Annotated in this window: 13 protein-coding genes; 7 read left to right on the top strand and 6 right to left on the bottom strand. The window is 44.2% G+C overall.

Annotation, left to right across the window (positions count from 1 at the left end; translation table 11 throughout):
• Positions 1 to 110 precede the first annotated feature (110 nt).
• Positions 111 to 1895 carry a right-handed parallel beta-helix repeat-containing protein gene (locus ACSLGF_RS12300; protein ID WP_456005815.1) on the bottom strand — a complete coding sequence of 595 codons (1785 nt, stop codon included), beginning with the start codon at positions 1893 to 1895 and terminating at the stop codon, positions 111 to 113.
• A gap of 262 nt (positions 1896 to 2157) precedes the next feature.
• On the opposite strand from ACSLGF_RS12300, the gene ACSLGF_RS12305 reads away from it, so the two are divergent.
• Complete coding sequence (locus tag ACSLGF_RS12305; RefSeq protein ID WP_456005817.1) at positions 2158 to 3651, top strand: peptide MFS transporter; 1494 nt, start codon at positions 2158 to 2160, stop codon at positions 3649 to 3651.
• A 45-nt stretch (positions 3652 to 3696) separates the two neighbouring features.
• On the opposite strand, the gene ACSLGF_RS12310 is transcribed toward ACSLGF_RS12305, so the two are convergent.
• A complete protein-coding gene (locus ACSLGF_RS12310; protein WP_456005819.1) occupies positions 3697 to 5130 on the bottom strand; it encodes an amino acid permease in 1434 nt (477 codons plus the stop codon).
• A 334-nt stretch (positions 5131 to 5464) separates the two neighbouring features.
• Positions 5465 to 6079: a dienelactone hydrolase family protein gene (locus ACSLGF_RS12315; RefSeq protein ID WP_456005820.1), complete on the bottom strand. Its 615-nt coding sequence runs from the start codon at positions 6077 to 6079 to the stop codon at positions 5465 to 5467.
• Between the two features lie 371 nt (positions 6080 to 6450).
• On the opposite strand from ACSLGF_RS12315, the gene tcyA reads away from it, so the two are divergent.
• The 5 genes from tcyA (at position 6451) to ACSLGF_RS12340 (ending at position 10360) form a co-directional block, all read left to right on the top strand.
• The gene (gene tcyA / locus ACSLGF_RS12320; protein WP_456005823.1) at positions 6451 to 7266 is read left to right on the top strand and encodes a cystine ABC transporter substrate-binding lipoprotein TcyA; all 816 of its coding nucleotides are present in this window, start codon (positions 6451 to 6453) and stop codon (positions 7264 to 7266) included.
• Positions 7253 to 7945 carry an amino acid ABC transporter permease gene (locus ACSLGF_RS12325; protein WP_456005857.1) on the top strand — a complete coding sequence of 231 codons (693 nt, stop codon included), beginning with the start codon at positions 7253 to 7255 and terminating at the stop codon, positions 7943 to 7945. The genes tcyA and ACSLGF_RS12325 overlap by 14 nt, the downstream gene beginning before the upstream one ends.
• A 12-nt stretch (positions 7946 to 7957) precedes the next feature.
• The gene (locus tag ACSLGF_RS12330; RefSeq protein WP_456005826.1) at positions 7958 to 8701 is read left to right on the top strand and encodes an amino acid ABC transporter ATP-binding protein; all 744 of its coding nucleotides are present in this window, start codon (positions 7958 to 7960) and stop codon (positions 8699 to 8701) included.
• Between the two features lie 144 nt (positions 8702 to 8845).
• On the top strand, positions 8846 to 9490 hold the full coding sequence (locus tag ACSLGF_RS12335) for a YczE/YyaS/YitT family protein (RefSeq protein WP_456005829.1): 645 nt from the start codon (positions 8846 to 8848) through the stop codon (positions 9488 to 9490).
• Positions 9491 to 9667: 177 nt separating this feature from the next.
• The gene (locus ACSLGF_RS12340; protein WP_456005832.1) at positions 9668 to 10360 is read left to right on the top strand and encodes a 4'-phosphopantetheinyl transferase family protein; all 693 of its coding nucleotides are present in this window, start codon (positions 9668 to 9670) and stop codon (positions 10358 to 10360) included.
• Here ACSLGF_RS12340 and ACSLGF_RS12345 read toward each other — a convergent pair.
• The gene (locus tag ACSLGF_RS12345; protein ID WP_456005834.1) at positions 10357 to 11694 is read right to left on the bottom strand and encodes an aminotransferase-like domain-containing protein; all 1338 of its coding nucleotides are present in this window, start codon (positions 11692 to 11694) and stop codon (positions 10357 to 10359) included. The two genes, ACSLGF_RS12340 and ACSLGF_RS12345, sit on opposite strands and share 4 nt — an antisense overlap.
• A gap of 103 nt (positions 11695 to 11797) precedes the next feature.
• Here ACSLGF_RS12345 and ACSLGF_RS12350 point away from each other — a divergent pair, with 103 nt between their 5' ends.
• On the top strand, positions 11798 to 12739 hold the full coding sequence (locus ACSLGF_RS12350) for a DMT family transporter (protein WP_456005837.1): 942 nt from the start codon (positions 11798 to 11800) through the stop codon (positions 12737 to 12739).
• Between the two features lie 36 nt (positions 12740 to 12775).
• On the opposite strand, the gene ACSLGF_RS12355 is transcribed toward ACSLGF_RS12350, so the two are convergent.
• Both ACSLGF_RS12355 and ACSLGF_RS12360 read right to left on the bottom strand, forming a co-directional pair.
• Positions 12776 to 13516 carry a thioesterase II family protein gene (locus ACSLGF_RS12355; protein WP_099726081.1) on the bottom strand — a complete coding sequence of 247 codons (741 nt, stop codon included), beginning with the start codon at positions 13514 to 13516 and terminating at the stop codon, positions 12776 to 12778.
• A 6-nt stretch (positions 13517 to 13522) separates the two neighbouring features.
• Complete coding sequence (locus ACSLGF_RS12360) at positions 13523 to 21721, bottom strand: amino acid adenylation domain-containing protein (RefSeq protein WP_456005839.1); 8199 nt, start codon at positions 21719 to 21721, stop codon at positions 13523 to 13525.

Genomic DNA, 21721 nt, shown 5'->3' on the forward strand with positions numbered 1-21721 from the left:
AAAAAAAGGGCAAATGTTGCGAAAAATGAAAAATAATTATTACTATATGCCCTTTTTACCTGGTTGTCAACCGCCTTCTAAACCTCCAAAATAAGGGATTTTACAAGCCGTTACGGTGTATCAATTTCAATATTTCCGATGAGCTGGTCCGTCGTATGTGTCATCAATTGACTGCGCTCCAGCATGTTATGGGCGATAACAGAATGAGTAGAAGACGCTGTGCGAATAGCAATCGCCTTTTGAGGAGATAGATTGATGATATTATTCCGCAGCACACGTGCCGAAGCGGCTTGATCAATAAAGATCGCCGTCGGCTGGCCGATCGAACGATTTAAATAAAAGCGGTTATCTCCAATCTGTGGTGAGCCATTTTTAATATAAATCACTACATATAAGGATGTTTCTTCAAAGGAATTATCTTTAATCTCTAAAGGCCCCGTCGTGCTGCTGTATACAGCGTAGTTTTGGTAGTGCTTAAAGCGATTCTGCCATATGAAAGCCTTTGCATTTCCTGTAACACTGATCGTATACGAAGACGTGAGCTGCGTTTGCCCTTCTTGAATAAAGTGATTGCCGTTGATCCCAGCTTCTCCCTCCTGTACCCATATCCCTCTGCTGAATTCTTTGAATTGATTGTGCTGGATCAGGATATTTGTTCCTCTCACCATCGCCGCATCGATGACAGAGTAGATCGTATTGTTTGAAAAGACGACGCTATCCGATTGATAGATACGCAGGGATGTGCTTCTCAGGCGTGTATTCGTCCCTGATTCAATATGATTTCCTTCTATTAGAATGCGATTCGCCATGTAAACGGACACTGCCGCATCTTCAAAAAGACTGATCTTATTGCCTGTGATGTGAACGCTGTCGCCCCTCACGTCAATGCCTTTTTCAAACCCCTCAATCATATTGCCAATAATGATCACATTGTTTTCTGTTTGACCAAGCGAGACACCTAAGCTCGTAATCCCAGCTTTTGTTACGCCCCCTCCCACTGCACGGATCAAATTGTTTGCAATGATTGTTTCGGTGGCGAAGCCATAGGAAATACTGCTATCTGTATGATTACCTTCAATGATCACACCATAGCCGTTGAAGTTATAAATGGAGCTTGCTGCACCACCTCTGACAATATTGTTTCGAATCTGAATATTCAGCGGTTCTTCCATATTGATCGCACTTTCTCCGTAACCTTCAATATCAATCCCCATTCTCGGCTCGACCCCGTTTACTCCTGCTCTTTCCAGCAGACAGTCCTCGACAATGACACCATCACAGCCTGTAATCGATATATTGTTTCGTCTCGAGTCTGTGATCGTGCAGCCAGAAATGTGAATAGATGCAGCAGGCGAGTACGACTCAGCCTGTGTCAATAAACCATGGGGACTGACAATGATGCCGTCTCCAGTACAATTCTTTATCTGCACATGATTCACATTCACATGGGAGGCGCCTTCAATACATACGCCAAAGCCCCACTCATGTGTTTTTCTTTCAGCGGGGAGTGACTTGTACACATGCTCATGACGATCCCCTTCAATCCGCCCGCCCCGGATGGTCACATGCTGAACCTTTCCTATATAAAAGGCTGCATATCCCCACGAATCGTTTGGTTTTACCTTTATCACAGCGTCTGATGCCATCTCAATACATATATGACTTGGCACCCGTATGCCTGCACCTCGGAAAGGAAAAAATGGATCACCTCTGTACACCGCATCGATTACATACGTGCCGCTCGGAAGCCAGACGTGGGAGTAGCCTTGTGCTTTCGTCCATTCTAAGCATTCATTGAGCTTGGCTGTACAGTCCGTTTTCCCGTCAGCAATCACACCAAAATCTAGTACATTGACAACGGGTTTTTTCAGATCAGATTCATTTAATTCCCCCAACCAAAACCCCTCCTTTTCACACATGTCCTCTCATCATCCTATGCATGCGGGAAAGGTTTGCCTGTACAATACTTCAAATTTTATATAAATTCTTCCGGAATCACTTTCCGATAATTTTCACTTGAATGAATTTTTGATAATTTTAAGTCTTTACGCCTATTGATCTAACATTTTCCTGTTTTAGAATAGTTTTATATTGACACAAGAACTATACAAGAATATCATTTTTCTCATATCTCTTTTTTAAGAAAGGATCTATGCCATGTCTACAATTGACCACGATAAAATTGTTAAAAGTGTGCCTCAAAAAGGTTTTTTTGGACATCCTAAAGGACTTTATACACTGTTTTTCACTGAATTTTGGGAGCGTTTTTCTTATTATGGCATGCGTGCACTGCTTATTTATTATATGTACACAGAGGTGACAAAAGGCGGTCTTGGCTTTGACCAGACGACAGCCAATTCGATCATGTCTGTCTACGGTGCCCTTGTCTATATGTCAGGAGTGATTGGTGGATGGCTCGCCGACCGGGTATTCGGTTCGTCCAGTACGGTCTTTTATGGCGGGGTCTTCATTATGCTTGGTCATGTTATTTTGGCTCTGCCAAGCGGAGCAACAGCGCTCTTTATTAGTATGGGGCTGATTATTATTGGGACAGGTCTCCTGAAGCCTAACGTTTCAAACATTGTCGGTGACCTGTATACAAAAACGGACTCTCGCAGGGATTCTGGGTTTAGTATTTTCTACATGGGAATCAACATGGGTGGTTTTATTGCGCCATTAATTGTCGGAACACTCGGTCAAAAAGTGAATTTCCATCTTGGTTTCTCACTCGCTGCCGTTGGTATGCTTGTTGGACTCATTACGTTTGTGATCACGAAAAAGCCGAATCTTGGTCTTGCTGGCACCTATGTCACAAATCCGCTATCAGCCGCTGAACGCAAGAACATCAAAATTTTCGGCACATTGATCGTGGTTGTGCTCGCTGTTTTTGCTGTCATTGGCATCCAAACAGGCACGCTTACCATTAATCTATTCACTTGGTTTGTCAGTGTCCTTGGCGTCCTCATTCCGATTGTTTATTTTATTGTGATGTATTTCAGTAAAAAGACGAGCGCCGTGGAGCAATCCAGGGTACTCGCTTATATTCCATTGTTCCTAGCTGCGGTGATGTTCTGGGCCATTCAAGAACAAGGCTCAAACATTTTAGCCACATATGCGGATCAACGAACAAACTTGAATTTCTTTGGGATGACACTAGCCTCTTCTTGGTTCCAATCATTGAACCCGATCTTTATTGTGCTGCTGTCCCCAGTATTTGCTTGGTTATGGGTCAGACTCGGTAAGAAACAGCCGTCTACCCCGATTAAGTTCTCACTTGGCCTTCTGTTTGCAGGGTTATCCTTCATCATCATGATCATTCCTGCATACATGTCTGGTCCAAACACACTTGTAAGCCCATTATGGCTCGTTCTGAGCTTCTTCCTTGTCGTGATCGGAGAGCTCTGCTTGTCACCAGTTGGTCTGTCAGCGACAACCAAGCTTGCACCTGCTGCCTTCTCAGCACAAACGATGAGCCTTTGGTTCCTTTCAAATGCGATGGCACAGGCAATCAATGCGCAAGTGGTCAAACTGTTTGATAAAGTGCCAGAAACCGTTTATTTCGGTATCATCGGCCTCATCGCCATCATTTTATGTGGTGTCATGCTGATGCTTTCACCCGTGATTAAGAAAGCGATGAAAGGCGTTCATTAAATCAAAAAAGAAGCCCCCCGACTGGGTGGGCTTCTTTTTTATGGTTTAAAACCGAATCTCATCATCTCCACGAATTTGCAGTTTGAGCGGTTCGCTTTTCACTTGATGTTTCTTCACATAGCGGTGATAGACGACATATCCAATGATCATGAGTGGTACGCCGACATATAACCCGATACGCTGCTCCGGATCAAAGGCAAGGCTGACCAATACGATCGTATTCATCGTGATCGCAATGATCGGCAGAACCGGATAAAGGGGTGTTTTAAATTTCAAATTTTCCAGCTTTCCGCCTGCTTTCAAATATCTCCTGCGGAAAAGCAGCTGTGATAATGTAATTGTGATCCAGCCAGCCTGGGCACTCATTCCGGCAATGGAAACAATCCAGACAAAGACGGTTTTCTCTGCAAAGAACCCAGATAATAGCGAAATCCCTGTAAACAGGAAGGTAAGCAGTAAGGCATTCATCGGAATACCGCGCCGATTCACTCGTCTGAACGCCTTTCCTGCCATTCCTTCCTTCGATAAGGAATACAGCATTCTCGTTGAAGCATACAAGCCAGAGTTTGCAACAGATAATAAAGCGATGATAATAACAAAGTTCATGATGTCTGCCGCATAAGGAATCCCCGTTCTCTCAAACACGGTGACAAATGGGCTTTCCAGCACACCAGCTTCCTTCCAAGGCACCATACCCGCTAATACGAAAACAGATAAAACGAAAAAGACGAGTGTACGCCAAACCGTCTGGTGAATTGAGCGAGGTACAGTTTTCTCAGGGTTTTCACTCTCACCTGCCGCAATCCCAATCAGCTCTGTCCCTTGAAACGAAAAATTCACCGTGATCATCGTGACCACAACGGCGAGCAATCCATTTGGAAACAGCCCATCACTCACAAAATGACTGAAGTAAGGAGCAGATTCCCCGCTAGTTGTTTGAATGAAACCAAACATTGCAGCTCCGCCTACACCAATAAATAATAAGATAGCGACAATCTTAATGGTTGAAAAGAAAAATTCCGACTCCCCGAACGCTTTCGCAGATCGGGCATTTAATAAGAAAAGACACAGCCCAAATATGAAACACCAGATCCACACATCCACTTGCGGAAGCCAGCGCCTCATCAGCTGTCCTGCTGATAAGAATTCAAGTGCGACGGTTGCCGCCCAGCCGAGCCAATAAATCCAGCCAACAGCAAAGCCAGCCGCAGGACTGACAAATTTGGTCGCGTACGTATGAAACGAACCTGACACAGGAAGTGCAACTGACAGCTCTCCAAGACACAGCATGGTTAAATACATAATCAATCCGCCCACAACATAGGAAAGAACGGCTCCGACTGGACCTGCTTGTCCAATCGTATAGCCCGTTCCTAAGAAAAAGCCTGTCCCAATGACACCGCCAAGTGAAATCATAAATAAATGGCGGGAGGTCATCGCCCTTTTTAATTGTTCAGGCTGATTTTGTCCAACATCCACAATGATGCCCTCCTTCTTCTAAGATGCTCTGTTATCAAAACATGTCTCCATGTGATTCATTCCATTTTTAAAACAACCTACTAATTATACATCTTTTATAATAAATATGCTTCCTTCTATGGTCACTGTCACAAAGTCTTTATTTTAGTAATGTTCGCACAAATGGGCGGTGGGTCTGAGCATTTGATAGGTTGCCATTTATCCAAAATGTTTTCACAAAAAAACCAGCGTGCAACTTTATCTTTACACACTGGTTTCATTTCGCTCTTTTCGAGTCTCATTTCAGACATTTCTTATGATCACTATAAGACACCACTGTTTAAACATCCACAAGTCATACTTCTTTCAGCAGACCTGCTTTGATAAAATCATCTATTTCCTGAAAGCAACGATTTTTCGATTCAGCGTGAAAAGCCGCAGAATATGGATTGGCAAATCCATGCTTTCCCTCTACTATTGTCACGCAAAGCTCATCCTTTTTCTCCAAAACACTCGCAACCTCCCGAGGGTTAAAGGATGCTTCGACCTCTGGGAAAAATAACAGCGTTTTGCAGGCAGGCGTAATATCGACGTAATCTCTGATCCTTGAACCATAAAATCCAATGACTCCGGTAAACAACTGATCATATTGGCTGCATCGCCAGGCAATTGTTGCCCCCACACTAAAACCTAGTAGAAATATGTTGATCTCTGGATTTTTTGTTTTCAACTCTTTTGCTACATTCAGTACGCTCTCTACCGATTCATCAAAACCAACTTTATTCATAAAGTAGCCGTAAGCCTCATTCTCACTGGCATAAGGGAAGTGTTTGACCTGTCCCAATAAATGAGGACAGTAGACCTCAAAACCAGCTTTTTCAAAATGATGGATCATCCTCTTCATATGATCATTTATTCCGTATATTTCGTGTATTAAGATCATGACGGGTTTTTGTTTTGATGTTTGCAAATGATCACACTTCCCTTTTATTACTTTTGTTCACTGGAGGATCGTTTCCTTTATTTTATTAAAAGTCAAATGAATCTAATGTCAAACATCGCCTTAACTCTTTCGATGTGATGATCATAGCATATTTTCCCATTAAATAGTCTATCTAACATTCTCACCACTCGAATGATCTTAATGATCGCTTGAGTTTGCGTTCATGTTTCGTTGTATTCATCTTTTGATTTGGTATAGTTCTATCGGTTGTCCGTTCGACCATTTGCGGGCATAAAGTTGGTGAGATTCGCTCAAGATAATTTCAAATGCTTTACTTTTAGGTTGCTTCTCTGTAAGATCAGATGTTGTAAATACCAACAAGAAAAGTGGGGAATAAAATGAAAAAAATGTTCTTTGCCATTATTTTAGGCGCTTGTGTTGCATTGATCACGGCATGTGGATCAGGTGCAAACGACAACGCGAATAAACAATCTGGGTCTAAGGAATCAGGAGACCTTTGGAAATCCATTCAGGATAAAGGTGTATTAACGATCGGTACAGAGGGTACTTATGCTCCTTTCACATTCCATGACAAAAAGACAGATCAATTAACTGGCTATGATGTAGAGGTCATCACAGAAGTAGCAAAACGTCTTGACTTAAAACCTGAATTCAAAGAAACACAATGGGACAGCATGTTTGCTGGACTGAATTCAAAGCGTTTTGACGTGGTAGCGAACCAAGTTGGTAAAACTAACCGTGAAAATCAATATGAGTTCTCTGATAAATACACAACGTCTCAAGCCATTGTTGTGACAAAATCAGATAACAACGACATCAAAAAACTATCTGATGTAAAAGGCAAAAAAGCAGCACAATCATTAACAAGTAACTACAATAAGCTTGCTACAGATGCTGGCGCTAAGATTGAAGGCGTTGAAGGTCTTGCACAATCCATTCAATTGATTCAGCAAGGACGTGCTGATCTGACGTTCAATGACAAATTGGCTGTATTGAACTACTTGAAAACAAGCGGTAACAAAAACCTAAAAGTTGCATTTGAAACAGGAGATCCTCAAGAAACCTATTTTGCCTTCAGAAAAGGCAGCGGCGAAGTCGTTGACAAAGTGAATGGCGCATTAAAAGAAATGAAGAAAGACGGTACTCTCGCGAAGATTTCTAAGAAATGGTTTGGTGAAGATGTTACAAAATAATACCCTAGGAGTCGTCATTCCTTGGGATCTTCTTCAGCAATCTTTTTGGCCAATGGTGATGCAGGGAATTTATTATACAATTCCCTTGGCCATCATTGCCTTTGTGATTGGTCTTTTTATCGCGCTTGTAACAGCTCTTGCAAGAATGTCTAAGATCAAAGCGCTCAGATGGATTTTCTCCATTTATGTATCGGCCGTTCGTGGAACGCCGCTTTTTGTGCAATTGTTTATTATTTTCTATTTCTTTCCGGCATTTAATATCACACTAGATCCATATCCAAGTGCCATTATTGCTTTTTCATTAAACGTAGGTGCGTATGCCTCGGAAATTATCCGTGCATCCGTCCTTTCTGTTCCAAAAGGACAATGGGAAGCTGGTTATTCCATCGGGATGACGCATCGCAAAACGCTCGTCCGTGTCATTTTACCGCAGGCGGTGCGTGTATCGATTCCGCCGCTGTCTAATTCATTTATTAGCTTAGTGAAGGATACGTCCCTTGCATCCCAAATCCTTGTGGCAGAGCTTTTCCGTAAGTCACAGGAAATTGCTGCGGCGAACTTGGATCAAATTTTGTTCATTTATATGGAAGCAGCCCTCATCTATTGGGTATTCTGCTTCATTCTATCGCTCGTTCAGCACCAAATTGAAAAACGACTTGATCGATATGTCGCAAGGTAAGGAGGGAACAACATGTTAACAGTCAAAGGCTTAAAGAAATCCTTTGGTGAAAATGAGATTCTAAAGTCGATTGATTTTACGATCAACAAAGGACAGGTTGTGGCCATCCTTGGTCCATCAGGTTCAGGAAAAACAACGATGCTTCGCTGTTTGAATGCACTTGAAACACCAAATGGCGGCTCCTTTACCTTCGATGATTTCTCGATTGATTTTTCGAAAAAGAATAAACCAGCTGACCTGCTGAAGCTTCGCCGTAAGTCGGGCATGGTGTTTCAGGATTATCACCTGTTTCCACACCGCACCGTGCTTGAGAACGTGATGGAAGGTCCTGTTCAAGTGCAGCGCCGGACGAAGGAAACGGTACGAAAAGAAGCCATCCAGCTCCTTCAAAAGGTTGGCCTTGAAGATAAAAAAGATCTGTATCCCTTCCAGCTGTCAGGCGGTCAAAAGCAGCGTGTCGGCATTGCCCGTGCACTTGCCATTCAGCCAGAGCTCATGCTTTTTGATGAACCAACCTCTGCGCTTGATCCTGAGCTTGTCGGGGAAGTGTTAAAGGTCATGAAGGATTTAGCGAAAGAAGGCTGGACCATGGCGGTTGTCACACATGAAATCAAGTTTGCCCAAGAAGTGGCAGACGAGGTGATTTTTATTGATGGCGGCGTCATTGTCGAACAAGGTCCTCCGGAAGAAATTTTCAAACGACCGAAGGAAGAACGAACAAAGCAATTCTTAAACCGGATTTTGAATCCGGTATGATGAAAAAAGGCTGTTCTCACGTGATGAGAGCGGCCTTTTTTCATCTTTTCAAAAGTAAGCGATTACAATTGAGCAAAGCCATTTAAAGGGGCGTGTGAGTATGTTACGATGGAAATCGAGTGTTTAAGAAAGAAGGGAATGCTTTTGAAGCGGGAACATCTTTTACGTTGGTTTTTTTATTTTGTTGGGTTGATTGTACTTGCTTTTGGACTATCGCTGACAGTGAAAGGAAAGATCCTCGGAATTGGTCCTTGGGACGCTTTTCATTACGGACTGTTTCAGCACTTTGGACTCACGATTGGACAATGGTCCATCATTATTGGTGCACTGATTGTGACACTGACATCTGTTTTCACGAAATCATTTCCAAAGATCGGCGCTTTACTGAACATGGTGCTGATTGGCGTGTTTATTGATTTCTTTAATGCGGTATTACCTGCACCACATGGGTATTTACCCGCTTTATATGTGTTTATTACGGGCGTTGTTGTTTCTGGTTACGGTGTCGGCATTTATGTTTCAGCCAATCTTGGCGCCGGGCCAAGAGATTCATTAATGCTGCTCATCTCAGCAAAAACAGGCTTGAACGTGCAATGGGTCCGAAATGGAATTGAGCTAACAGTGCTTCTATTTGCATGGATGCTTGGCGGACCGATCGGAATTGGAACAATTCTGACCGCCATCTTTACAGGACTCGTACTCCGTTTCTCCTTGCCGCAATCCACACGGCTTTTGCAGCTGCTTATTACAAAAACGGCAGAAAAACCCGTTCAAACCCTTACCCGATAGGAAAAAGCCATTCTACTGATGAGAATGGCTTTTCTTGTGCTACACTCAATAAACTGAATATTTCCATATCTCAAACAGGAGAAGAGTCCTCATGCAGCTTTTTTCACGATGATTCCTGTTTTCCTTTTGCATGGCTCCCTCAAATGGTACAATCAATGTAAAAAATTGAGGTTCGTTATGAAGATTTTCACTATCCAATTACAACACTTACATGACATAGAAGCACGAAAACAAATCGATCGGCTGAAGCCCTTGGTGTCACCTGAAAAGCGCGCTGCGGCTGAGCACTTTCGTTTTCTGATCGATGCAAGAAGAACGCTGTTAGGTGAAGTGTTGATTCGTCAAATCATCCATGATATGTACGCCATTCCTATAGATCAAATTGTGTTTGAAACAGAGGAAAATGGCAAGCCTGTCGTCCGGCAAATCCCTTCCTTTCATTTTAACCTTTCTCACTCTGGCGATTGGGTGGTTTGCGCAGTAGATGATGCACCCGTTGGCATCGATATTGAGGAGATGAAGCCCATTGATCTAGCGATTGCCAAGCGGTTTTTTTCAGCTGATGAATATCAGGATTTACTTTCACAACCGGCGGAACGACAGGAAGCCTACTTCTTTCATCTATGGTCAATGAAGGAGGCCTTTATCAAGCTGACTGGAAAGGGCTTATCCTATGGTCTTTCGTCCTTTACAGCCCGTCTGTCAGCAGATGGACAGGCTTCTTTGACATTACCTGATCATGAAGCCCCTTGCTTTGTCCAAACATACTCACTTGATCCTGCTTATCAAATGGCCGTGTGCACAAGAAAACCTGCTGCGGCTGAGAGTGTCGAGACACTCACTTGCAACGAGGTGCTGTCCCGCCTTTAATAACGTGCGATTTGCTGAAGTGCCGTCTGTAACAAATCGACTCCGCGTGTTAATTGCTCTTCTTTCACGTGCCAGATGTTCAGTGGAAGAATGGGGGCTTTCTGAAAAGTAGAGATGTAATGGCGGTCTATTGGCTGAACGTAAACAGTTGCCTTTTTCAGCTGATGAATGAGCTGATTCATCGGAATGGACCGATCGACAAGAAGGTGTGTATGGGTAGCTGGGTCCTCTTCCCCCAGCTGATAGGTGCCTTGGTCGTTTTTTAAACATGTCACCAGCTGTTTGGATCGGTTTCGATAGGTTGTCCGCATCCTTTCTCTATGCCGCTCAAACATCCCGCTTTTCAAATAAATTTCTAAGGCTGCCTGAGACAGCATCGAGCTGTCGATATCAATGAGCCGTTTGTGTTCACTAAAAGGTCCAATCAGTTCTTCAGGTAAGACGACAGCTCCTGTTCGAAGTCCTGGAAAGATGATTTTTGAGAAGCTTTTTAAATAAATGACCTTTCCCGCCTGATCGTAAGAATAGATCGGGTCTCTTTTTGTATCGAATTCTAAATCAGCTACATAATCATCTTCAACGATGTAGACATCATATGTCTCAGCAAGGGCTGCAATCGCTATTTTTTCTTGTTTCGATAGACTCGTTCCAAGCGGATTTTGAAATCTTGGCATCGTATAGAAAAAGCGAATCTCCTCTTCTCGAAAGATGCGCTCCAATTCCTGAAGATCTAGTCCTTTTTCAGTCCGCTGAATCCCGCGCACGGGCAATTGATTTTTCTCTAAATATTTGAGGTATAGGTGATAGCCAGGCTGTTCGACTAATATGGTCTGTTTTCCATTCGGAAACGGGATGGTGCTTAAAATCGATAAAGCCAGCTGAATACCAGAGGTCATAACGATCTGTTCTGGATTTGCAAATACCTGATAATCCATCAATCGCTTTGAAATGACTGGCAGCAGGGACGGTAATCCGTTGGCTGTACCGTAAATAAATAGATCATTTTGATACAAATCGATCGCTTGGTTGATGCAGTGCTGGAAATCGACATATGGAAACACAACAGGATCAGGCGCCGATGAAGCGAAATCAATCCGTGTGCTGTCCTGCTTGCCCAAAGACTGATTCGTTTTCACGACAAAATAGCCGCTTCTTTCCACAGAATAAAACAGGTGTTCACGTTCCAATGTGTCTAGCGCTTTGATGACCGTGCTTTTACTCACAGCATATTGAGCTGCTAAGTGGCGAATTGAAGGGATTTTCATACCAGCCCTGTACTCACCGCACTCGATTCTCTCTTTTAAGCTCAAAACAAGCTGATCATATTTCCTCACACCATTTCCCCCTTGTACTGGTACAGATATCATGAACTCTTATTGTACACCTAAGATAATCCGTTTACGATAGAAAAACAGAACCGGTCTATTCAACTGAAGCATGCATGCTCTTGTAAGGAGAAACGTTGTGGACATTTCAAAACAAAAAGCGTACTTTGCCGCGATAGCATACGCTTGTATCATTGGTTTTTCATTCTTATTTGTCAAAATCGCATTAGATTCAGCGCATGCGATTGATTTATTGGCACACCGCTTTACAGTTTCTTTTGCAGCCGCTCTTTTGCTGTATCCATTTTTACGAAAGAAATACCGTTTATCCTTTCAATGGCGTGATCTCTTCTACCTTGTACCGTTTTCCTTGCTTTATCCTGTCTTGTTTTTTGCATTTCAAGTGTGGGGGCTAATGTATATGTCTTCGTCAGAGGCTGGCATCATTCAGGCGACGATTCCCATTCTGACGATGGTGCTGGCAGCGTGGTTTTTAAAGGAACGTGCCACATGGATACAGGTGCTCTTTACCATTCTTTCTGTGTGCGGGGTGATGCTCCTCTTTGTGATGAAGGGAATTGATGTGAAACATTCACACATGATCGGCTATGTGCTGATTTTACTTTCTGCCTTGTCATCCAGTGCTTACAGTGTATTTGCCCGGGTGATTACACGGCGGTTCCATGTGATTGAACTCACCTTCATGATGACATTCTTTGGATTTGTCTTTTTCAATGCAGCAGCGCTCATTAGACACTCGGTACACCATACAATGACGCAATTTTTCAGTCCATTTACACATCCATCTTTTGTATGGTCTATGCTCTTTTTAGGCATTTTCTCATCACTTCTCACTGCATATTTATCTAACTACGCACTCTCTCAGCTTGAAGCTGCAAAGGTCAGCACCTTTAACAATCTATCTGCGTTTATCACAATAGGCGCCGGGGTTCTCATTTTACATGAAACGATTGATATGGTTCATATCATCGGGGCTGTGTTGGTCATTGGCGGGGTGATTGGCGGGAATGTGGTGAAGAAGCAGAATTCATAAAAGAAAGCGGCCCCTCAAACAAGGGTCGCTTTCTTTTTAATGTCTGATCAATTGTTGATTTGTTGCATGTTCAATGACATGTCTCATCTGTTCTGCGAAATGCTCGAGGTGTGTGTTGATATACATGTGACCTCCGTCGAAATTGGTGCGCTCGATGGTTTTTGCCCATTTTAGCCAGCCGCTTGCATCTTGCATACATTTCTCATCTTGCTTTCCGTTGAATAAATAAACGGGTGCTTCGATGATGGATTTGTCTGTATGCTGGAAGGTTTCTAGTGCTTGATAGTCTGCACGTAATGATGGTGTAAAGTAATCCATCATTGGCTTGTTCTCTAATAATTCCTTTGGAATCCCGCCCATTTCGGCAATATGCTGAACAAATGCTTCATTGGATAAATGGGTCAGAATCTGCCTTTTTGTTTGCGGCGGCTGAATGGCTGAGATCACCACTGCTGCAGGATATATCCCTTCCTTTTCTAGCAGCTGGGTCAGTCTGTACACCACAAGTCCTCCCATTGAATGTCCGAATAAGATAAATGGACGGTTCAATTTGCCTGTCAATCCTTCTTTGTACAACTCAGCGAGCCGATCAATGCTTGATTCAAGCGGCATGAGATTGGTCCCATGGCCCGGGGGCTCTGCTGCTGTCACTTCGGCAATGCCCTTCAGCTGTTCAAAGAGTGGACGGTAAGAGGCGGAATATCCGCCTGCAAAAGGAAAACAAATAAGCTGAATGAGGTCTGATTTTTTTTCAAAGGTTTTAAATAACTGATTCATACGTTCTTACCCCTTTATGATAGTTTGAAGAATCCGTGCAAGTTCGTCAGCCTGCGGCCTCTTCATCATGGTGACATGGTCGCCTTTGATTTGATAATAGGTGCATGTCTCTTTCGTATAAGCCTCCCAGTCTGCAAACTTCTTCTGGAAATCTGTGGCGTGATCACTGCTTTGTACAATATAAAACGGCACAGGGAACGGTTCTTTTTCTAATTCAATGGCTTGTGACATGATCGTATTATGCGTCTGCATTTGCAAGTATTTATCTAAATAGTGATCATTCATAAATTGATGGACCACTTCATCCTTTTCTGCCTCTTTGAGTATTTTCTGCTTCACTTCTTGGAAGCTCAATCCTTGTAAAGCTTCTGGCTGGATTCCGACAAGATTTCCCATTCCAAGGACGAGCGCAAGCATTTTCACTTCTTCTTCGTTCATATCGGCATGGAGTGCTTGATCTGCCTCATCTCGTAGCACTGGAACCGTATCTAAAATGATCAGTCCTTTCGGCGCTTTTCCTGCATGGCAGAGCCGCTGGTTCATTCCGTAAGCAAGATGGCCGCCCATTGAATGCCCTGCTAGGTAGTCAATTCCTGGTCGATAGAAGCTCTCAATGGCTTCGATAAAAATGGTGACAAGCTCTGTGTAATGAAGGAATTGTGGTTCTTCATCCTCATATAAGCCAGGAGACTGCAAAGCGTAAACGGCTCCTTGATGCGTCATGAGCTTGGCGACATCGATATAGCCCATCACCGTTCCACCAGCGGGCGGTGCAAAGAAAATACTCGGTTCAGCTGGATCGCCTTTTTTCAGCTCAATCACATAGTCCTTCGGTGCTCTTTCTACCTGCTCTCCGTTCTCTGGCAATGTGTCCAAGTAAGCGGCTAGCTGCGCTGGCGCTGGATGCATGAAAATCCATTTTGGATCAACACGAACGCCTTTTTCTTTTAATTTGGCAACAGCCTGGATACTCATAATCGAATCTCCGCCTAAATCAAAGAAGGAGTCATGCACGCCTACTCGTTTCACACCAAGCACTTCCATGAAAGCTGAGACAATCAGTTGTTCCGTTTCAGTTGCCGGTTTGCCGGTTTCATGAGAAGAAGAGACCGTTTCCGTCGGTTCTGGCAGGGCTTTTTGATCGACTTTCCCGTTCGTTGTGACTGGAATCGCATCCAGTGCGATAAAGTAACTTGGAATCATATAGCTTGGCAGGCTTTCCTGTAAAAATGCTTTCCAGCCCGGAACAGGATTCTCCCCATCTGTGACAAGGTAGGCCGCCAGCCGTTTTGAACTGCCATACGTTTTGGCGATGACTGTACATTCTTTGACTTGCGGATGCTTGAGCAGGGCTGTCTCAATTTCTCCACATTCAATCCGGTAGCCTCTAATTTTCACCAAATTGTCTTTTCGGCCGAGATATTCTATGCTGCCATCTGACCGCCATTTCCCTAGATCACCTGAACGATACAGCTTGTCTCCTTTTAAAGCCGGGAATGGATTGTCAATAAACCGTTCCTGCGTCCGTTCTTGGTCATGGAGATACCCTTTAGCCAGTCCTGTTCCGCCGATATAGATTTCTCCCTTTACGCCTGCTGGTACTGGTTTGAAATATTCATCTAGTATGACAACAGTCGAGTTCGCCACTGGGACCCCAATTGGAACTGATCTTGCATCCTCTGGCACGTGTGTGACTTGATGAGTTGTCGCTAAGGTCGTGTTTTCTGTTGGACCGTAAGCATTGACGAGCACACCTTCCATATGTGGCAATGCCTTTCGGGCATGCTCACTAGACATGGCTTCTCCGCCAACGAGTAATGTGCGGTAGCCTGCCACACTTTTTGGGTCGTGCTCCACCAGTCGATTGAATAATGCGGTTGGCAGACAGTTGGCTGTCACTTGATGCGTTTTGATCAACCGAGTTAATTCGTCCATATTCAGCGCTGCATATTTTGGGATCAAAATCAGCTGACCGCCATTCAGCAGCATTCCCCATAATTCAAATGTAAAGGCATCAAATGCATAGTTTGACAGCTGAAGCATCTTATCATCTGAACCTAGTTCAATATAGTTTGTTTCTCTAACTAAGCGGACAACTCCTGCATGGGGGAGCATCACCCCTTTAGGTGTGCCAGTTGAGCCTGATGTGTAGTTGACATAGGCCAGCTGGTCTCCTCCTATGATCGATTTTTCTCTTTGATACACTGCGGCTGTTTCTGGTAATGGCTTGTCCATTTCAATCTTTGTACCTGTAAAATCTACTAGACGCTCTGCAAAATGAGACTGGGTTAAGATCACATCACTTTGCGTATCACGAACGATCAGACGAATTCGTGCATCAGGATATTCAGGTGACATCGGAACATAAGCAGCACCAGACTTGACGATACCTAGTACCGAGACAATCATTTCAAAGGAACGGTCAAAGAGCATCGGTACAAGTGAACCTGGTCCAATTCCTATTGACTGCAAGTATGCAGCAAGCTTTGTCGCCTTCTCATTCAAGACTTGATACGTCATGTATTCCTCCATATAGGATAAAGCAATGCGCTGCGGATCACGCTGTACCTGTGCTTCAAACAATTCTTGAAGCGTACACTTTGGATAAGACGTATCGGTTTGGTTTTTGCCTATGATCATCGCATCCTGTTCTGCTTTGTCCATTAAGCAAAAATCAGCAAAAGTGCGTTCAGGCTGAGCCGTCATGCCATCTAACAGGTGGAGATAATAATTCATATAACGATGGATGGTTTCTTGATCAAATAAATCCGTATTGTATTCCACATGAATAGACAGCTGGTCTTCCTGTTCAAATACATGCAGAGTCAGATCAAATTTAGATACTGTATGATGAACCATTACATGTTCAGATGTCAGCCCTTTTAAGTTTACCTCTAACGAATCTGTTACATATCCCATGGCGACTTGGAAAATAGGTGATCGACTTAAATCTCTATCAATTGAAAGGTCATCGACAAGCTTGTCAAATGGATAATGCTGATGCTCAAAGGCTTTTAACGTCATCTCTTTCACGTTTTCCATTAAATCAGCAAATGTATCCACTTTTGAGACGTCCTGTCTCAGCGCGAGTGTATTCACAAACATCCCAACGAGCCTCTCTGATTGTTCGGCATCGCGTCCTGCGATAGGCGAACCAACGATGACATCTGTTTGTCCTGACAGCTTGTGAAGCAGAACGTAATACGCTGACAGCATCGTCATGAAGAGCGTTGTTCCCTGCTGCTTGGACAAAGCCTGCAAGCGCCGGACAAGCGGTTTATCCAGTACGATTTGCTCTGTAGCTCCGTTGAATGTTTGAACCGGCGGACGAGGGCGGTCAAATGGCAGCTCTAACACCGGAAGCTCTCCTTGTAAGGTATCAAGCCAATAGGTTTGGTCAGCTTGATGGTGCTTTAATTGTTCATTTTCCCAATGAACATAATCTGTCCATTCAATCTCAAGCGCTGGGAGCTGAGGTGTTTTCTCTGCAAGCAGCGCGTCATATACCACTTCTAGTTCCTGAATCAGCAGGCTGAGCGACCATGCATCTGAAATGATATGATGCTGCGCACACAGGAGATAATATTCCTCTCTGCCCATATCCACAATTGTCCACTGTGCAAGCGGGCCTCTTTCTAAATCATAGATGCGGTTCGCTTCTTGCTGAATGAGCTGCTCCAGTCTTCTCGCTCTTGTTTTTTCATTAAATAATGAGAAATTCGCAACTGTCACTGATGGCGGCAGGTCTTCACGAATGAGTTGAACCGGCTTGCCGCCAAGTGATTTGAATGTTGCGCGCAGTGCCTCATGACGCTTCGTTAAGTGACCAATCGCTTTCGTTAAAGCTTGAATGTGTAATCGTCCTGTCAGCTTCCAAGCACCTAATATATTGTAATGATGGCTCTTTTCTAATGTGGATAAGAACCAAATCCGCTGCTGGGCATGTGACAGCTCATAGGTTGTTTGCTTTTCCAGCTTTGGAATCTTAGTTTCCTGAACGACTGGAGTTCCTTTGATGTCCTCGACCATTTGCGCCAAATGTGCCAGATGTTTGCTTTCAAATAGTATTTTTAATGGCGCCTTGATTGAAAACTCATGATTGATTCGAGAAATCGTTTGAGTCGCCTTTAATGAATGTCCGCCAAGGTCAAAAAATTGATCCTCTTTGTACACACGATCTACTTCTAAAATGTCCTCCCATATAGCCGCAAGCACTTGCTCTGTCTTCGTTTCTGGCAATTGTTTTTCAAGCTGGTGTACGTTTTTGTGATGATTCAGCTTGAGGGCTTCATGATCAATAGAGCCATCTTGTTTTTTCGGTATATCCGGTACTTGTCTGATCTCCCAATCACCCACTGTTACGCCCTTGATATCATCAAGATTCACTTCTTTGCCAGAGTGAACCGAATAATAAAGCTTTTTCTCAAAATGCGGCAATGGAGCTGGTTGAAGATGCCCAGCGATCTCCGGATTCGCCCCGTCCAAGCCGATAAATAGGTGCGCTTCATTTAGCCGAACACCTAGACATAATGAGTGAAGACCTTGTTTCTTTCCAATCATTTGAAATCCCTTGCGTACGATTAGTGCTGCCCCGGTATGTCCCTTAGACAAACCAAGATTATCCCACATGCTGAAGTTCAAAGAGATCGCTCTTCTCCCTTCTTGAAAGGTGAGAGCGTGCGCGAGTCCATCTAAAAAACTGTTCGCCGCAGAGTATGCCCCGAATGTTGTGCCGCCAAAAAAGCCATTCACCGATCCAAAAAAGACAAGTGGTACTGTCGGATCATGCTTGAAGGCTTCCTGCAGCACCCAGGCTCCGTCTGCTTTTCCGGATAGTTCTTTTGTGAAATCTTCTTCTGATGTATGAGCCAGTGTATACTTGTCCGCATGCTGAAAATGTTCAGACACATTGCCAGCTCCGGCTAAATGCAGCGTGCCCCTGATCGACTGTCCAAAATGCTTTTCCGCTTCATAAATCGCCTGCTCGACATCGGATAAATGGGTCACATCGGCTTGTACATAGATGACGTCTCCAAGATCTTTAAGCTGTGAGAACGCCTCTTCCTTTTCCAAGTCTTCTTCAAGGGATGTCCGTCCAATTAACACGAGCTTTAAGCCAAATTGGAGCATCTGCTTAGACAGCTCAAACCCAATACCGCCAAGTCCTCCAGTCAGCAAATAAAGACCTTCATATTCTAAAAATCCTTCTGTTTGAGGAGCTTCGATCATATCGACTTTTTCTAGCTTTGGTACGAGACGATGTCCCTGTCGGTAAGCCACCTCTGATTTCATATGAATCGCAGACAGTTCTTCAGCTATGCGTTTGGCATCCTGATCCACATTCTCCGCTTCAATATCAATATGAGACACCTCTGCCCCTTCCCATTCTTGCGGGATGGTTTTTAACAGACCGACCAGCGCCGTTTTCTCAACATGAAGATCGTCTTGCGGGTTCACAAATTGACCACCTTTTGTCACAACGGCGAGACGGATCGGCTCTTGGTTTTCTTGTCTCAGCGCTTGATATAGATACAAAATGGATTGGCTGGTACTTTCATGCAGTACTTTGAACTGAGCAGGATCAACGATCTCTTCTTTTTCCGACACATTCCACAGATGGAGCATGCGGCCGGTCTTTAATTCATCTGCTTCAAGCGCTGCAATGAGCCTGACGTAATCCCCCTTGATTCTCGGATTCATCTGATACATTCCTTTTGACAGGCGTAAAAATTCATGCCCCTTCTTCACAGAAACATAGGGCTGATTCGTTTGTTCGAATTGTGCGTAAAGCGATTGGTAAAGCCCTTTTTCATCCTCGAAAACGAGTATATGATCCGTGGAAGCTGGCTGAGACGGACCGATATGTTCCTTCGCCCATATGCGTTTAAAAAACCAATCTGGGAGTGTTTGATCATTTTCTGAGGCAAGATCAAGTGCACGTTCAATGTCGCGGAATACTCCATCTTTAAGCGCCGCGCCTAACTGGGCACGTTGAATTTTCCCACTCTCTGTTTTCGGAAATTGGTCTTTTTTCACCGGAATGATATGATCAGGCTCTATCCCAATTTTTCGAATGATCGCCTCTCTAATCTGCTGAATCATCATGATTTGATCCTCTATCGAATCCTTTTGTGAGACAAAAAAGACGGCGAGCGTATCGTTGCTTGATTCCGGATTATAAATGCCGTACGCAGCGGCAAAGGTGACTTCAACCCCTTCAATCTCTTCGACAACGGCTTCAATTTCATAATTCAAATAGTTCGCTCCGTTGATGACGATGATGTCCTTTTCCCGGCCTGTAAGGACAAGACGCCCTTCATGGATAAACCCTAAATCCCCTGTGTGAAACCAGCCGTTTTCCGCAAATACTTCTTGATTGGCTTCCTCATTTTGATAGTAGCCCATCATAATTGTTGGGCTCTTCACCTGCAAGCGCCCCACCTGATCTTCTGGCAGCACCTGGTGATGCTCATCTACAATCCGAATCCATACAGATGGAATCGGCGCGCCTACTTCTGTAAACGTCATCTTGTGCGGATGATCATGCGCTACATATTGAATCTCACTTGTTAACGAGGTCTGGTCGATGGTCAGCTGTCCATCCTGATCACCCTGCCGCATGAATTCCTTTGACTGAACAATGGCTGAGGATGTTTCTGACATACCGTAAGCCGGCACCATCGCATGGCGGCTTAACCCGTGCTGACCCATGATGTGCATGAAGCGCTGCGTCACTTTTGGAACCACCGCTTCAGCTGCATTCATGATATAGGTCAGGGTGGAGAGATCCCAGCTCCCCTTGCGAATCTCGTCCTCATATTCATTCATCATGGCAAAAGCAAAGTTTGGTGCCCATGTTCTGGTGACGCCGTATGTTTCTACCCAATCAAGCCACACCATCGGCCGCTCGATAAATTGATCAATGGATGGACTAATCTGCTGGCAGCCTAGGTAAACATCATGTACATGAAACATGACAATACCTCCTACATGGTCAAGCGGCATCCAGTTAAGCGACACATCCTCATACGTAAAACCATTTGCCTGCTCAAAGGAGATGATTCTAGACAAAATACTTTGATGGTTGTGACGGATACATTTTGGTACACCCGTACTTCCTGAAGACAGCAGCTGAAGCACAGGCTCATCCGGCTCCGGCTCATAATGCTGTTCATCTGGTTCACACGCCAGCAATGTTTCGATTGTTAAAATAGGAATCGCTTTTGATTCAAATGTCTCTCGCAGCCCGGCAATGTCCTCAGCACTCGCTTCGTTTGTAATGATGAAAGGTTCATTTTGCAGCTGAAACACGCCCTTCAGCTTGTTCACACCTTGATTCATTTCATCATACACAGGCGGCACAGAGACTGGGGTTGGAATGATTCCACCGAGAATACAGCCCCAGAACACCGTGATAAAATCGTGATGATCTTTCAATTGAAGTAACACTTGATCACCGTTTGTCAGTCCTGCTGCCCTTAATCCAGACAGGACCCGTTCAGCGCCTGTTAGTAGTTCAGGGTAGGTTTGGTTCACCGCGTGACCGCCTTCCTTGATATAAGTCACCCCGCGGTCAGGTGACATAAAGGCTGCACGGATCAACACCTCTGTCAATGTGACAGGTGTACCTGGTTTTTCGATGACATCACCGCCGTAAACAAGTGCTGGCGGTTTTTCATGGGCGGATGATTGTTTTGTTTGGCTGGCTTCATCCTTTGAGATCGATTCGTTTCCTTGAGTACGCTGTCTATCAGGAAATAAGTCATCTAAATGATAGGGCGTCTGTCTTTCTGTCTGACTCTCAATGAAAGCAGCCGCTTCCTCTACTCCATCTATGTCTTCGGTGCGTTCTTCTATCTTTCTTAATTCCTCTTGATCTAGTACATCAATTGAAAGCAGTGCCTCTGTATCGACTGCTCCACTTTCTGTCTTTGGCAAGGAAGGTAATAAGACGAGAGCGGCTGGCACTTCATAAGGATGAAGCGGGCCGTTCATCAGATCCTCCCTTGTCAGCGAAGGGTCCTTCGCCTGTGCAAATAGCACAAGCGATAGGCCGCCCTCTTGGTTTTTCTTCGGGATCAAAACACATTCCTCTAGTGGAAAGTGAAGCATGATGACGCGTTCTACTGCTTTGAGATCGATTCGTTTTCCGTTGATTCTGACGATATGATTTGCTGCATTTCCTTTTCGTCTACTAACTAGCAT

This window comes from Bacillus sp. A015 (assembly GCF_053851875.1).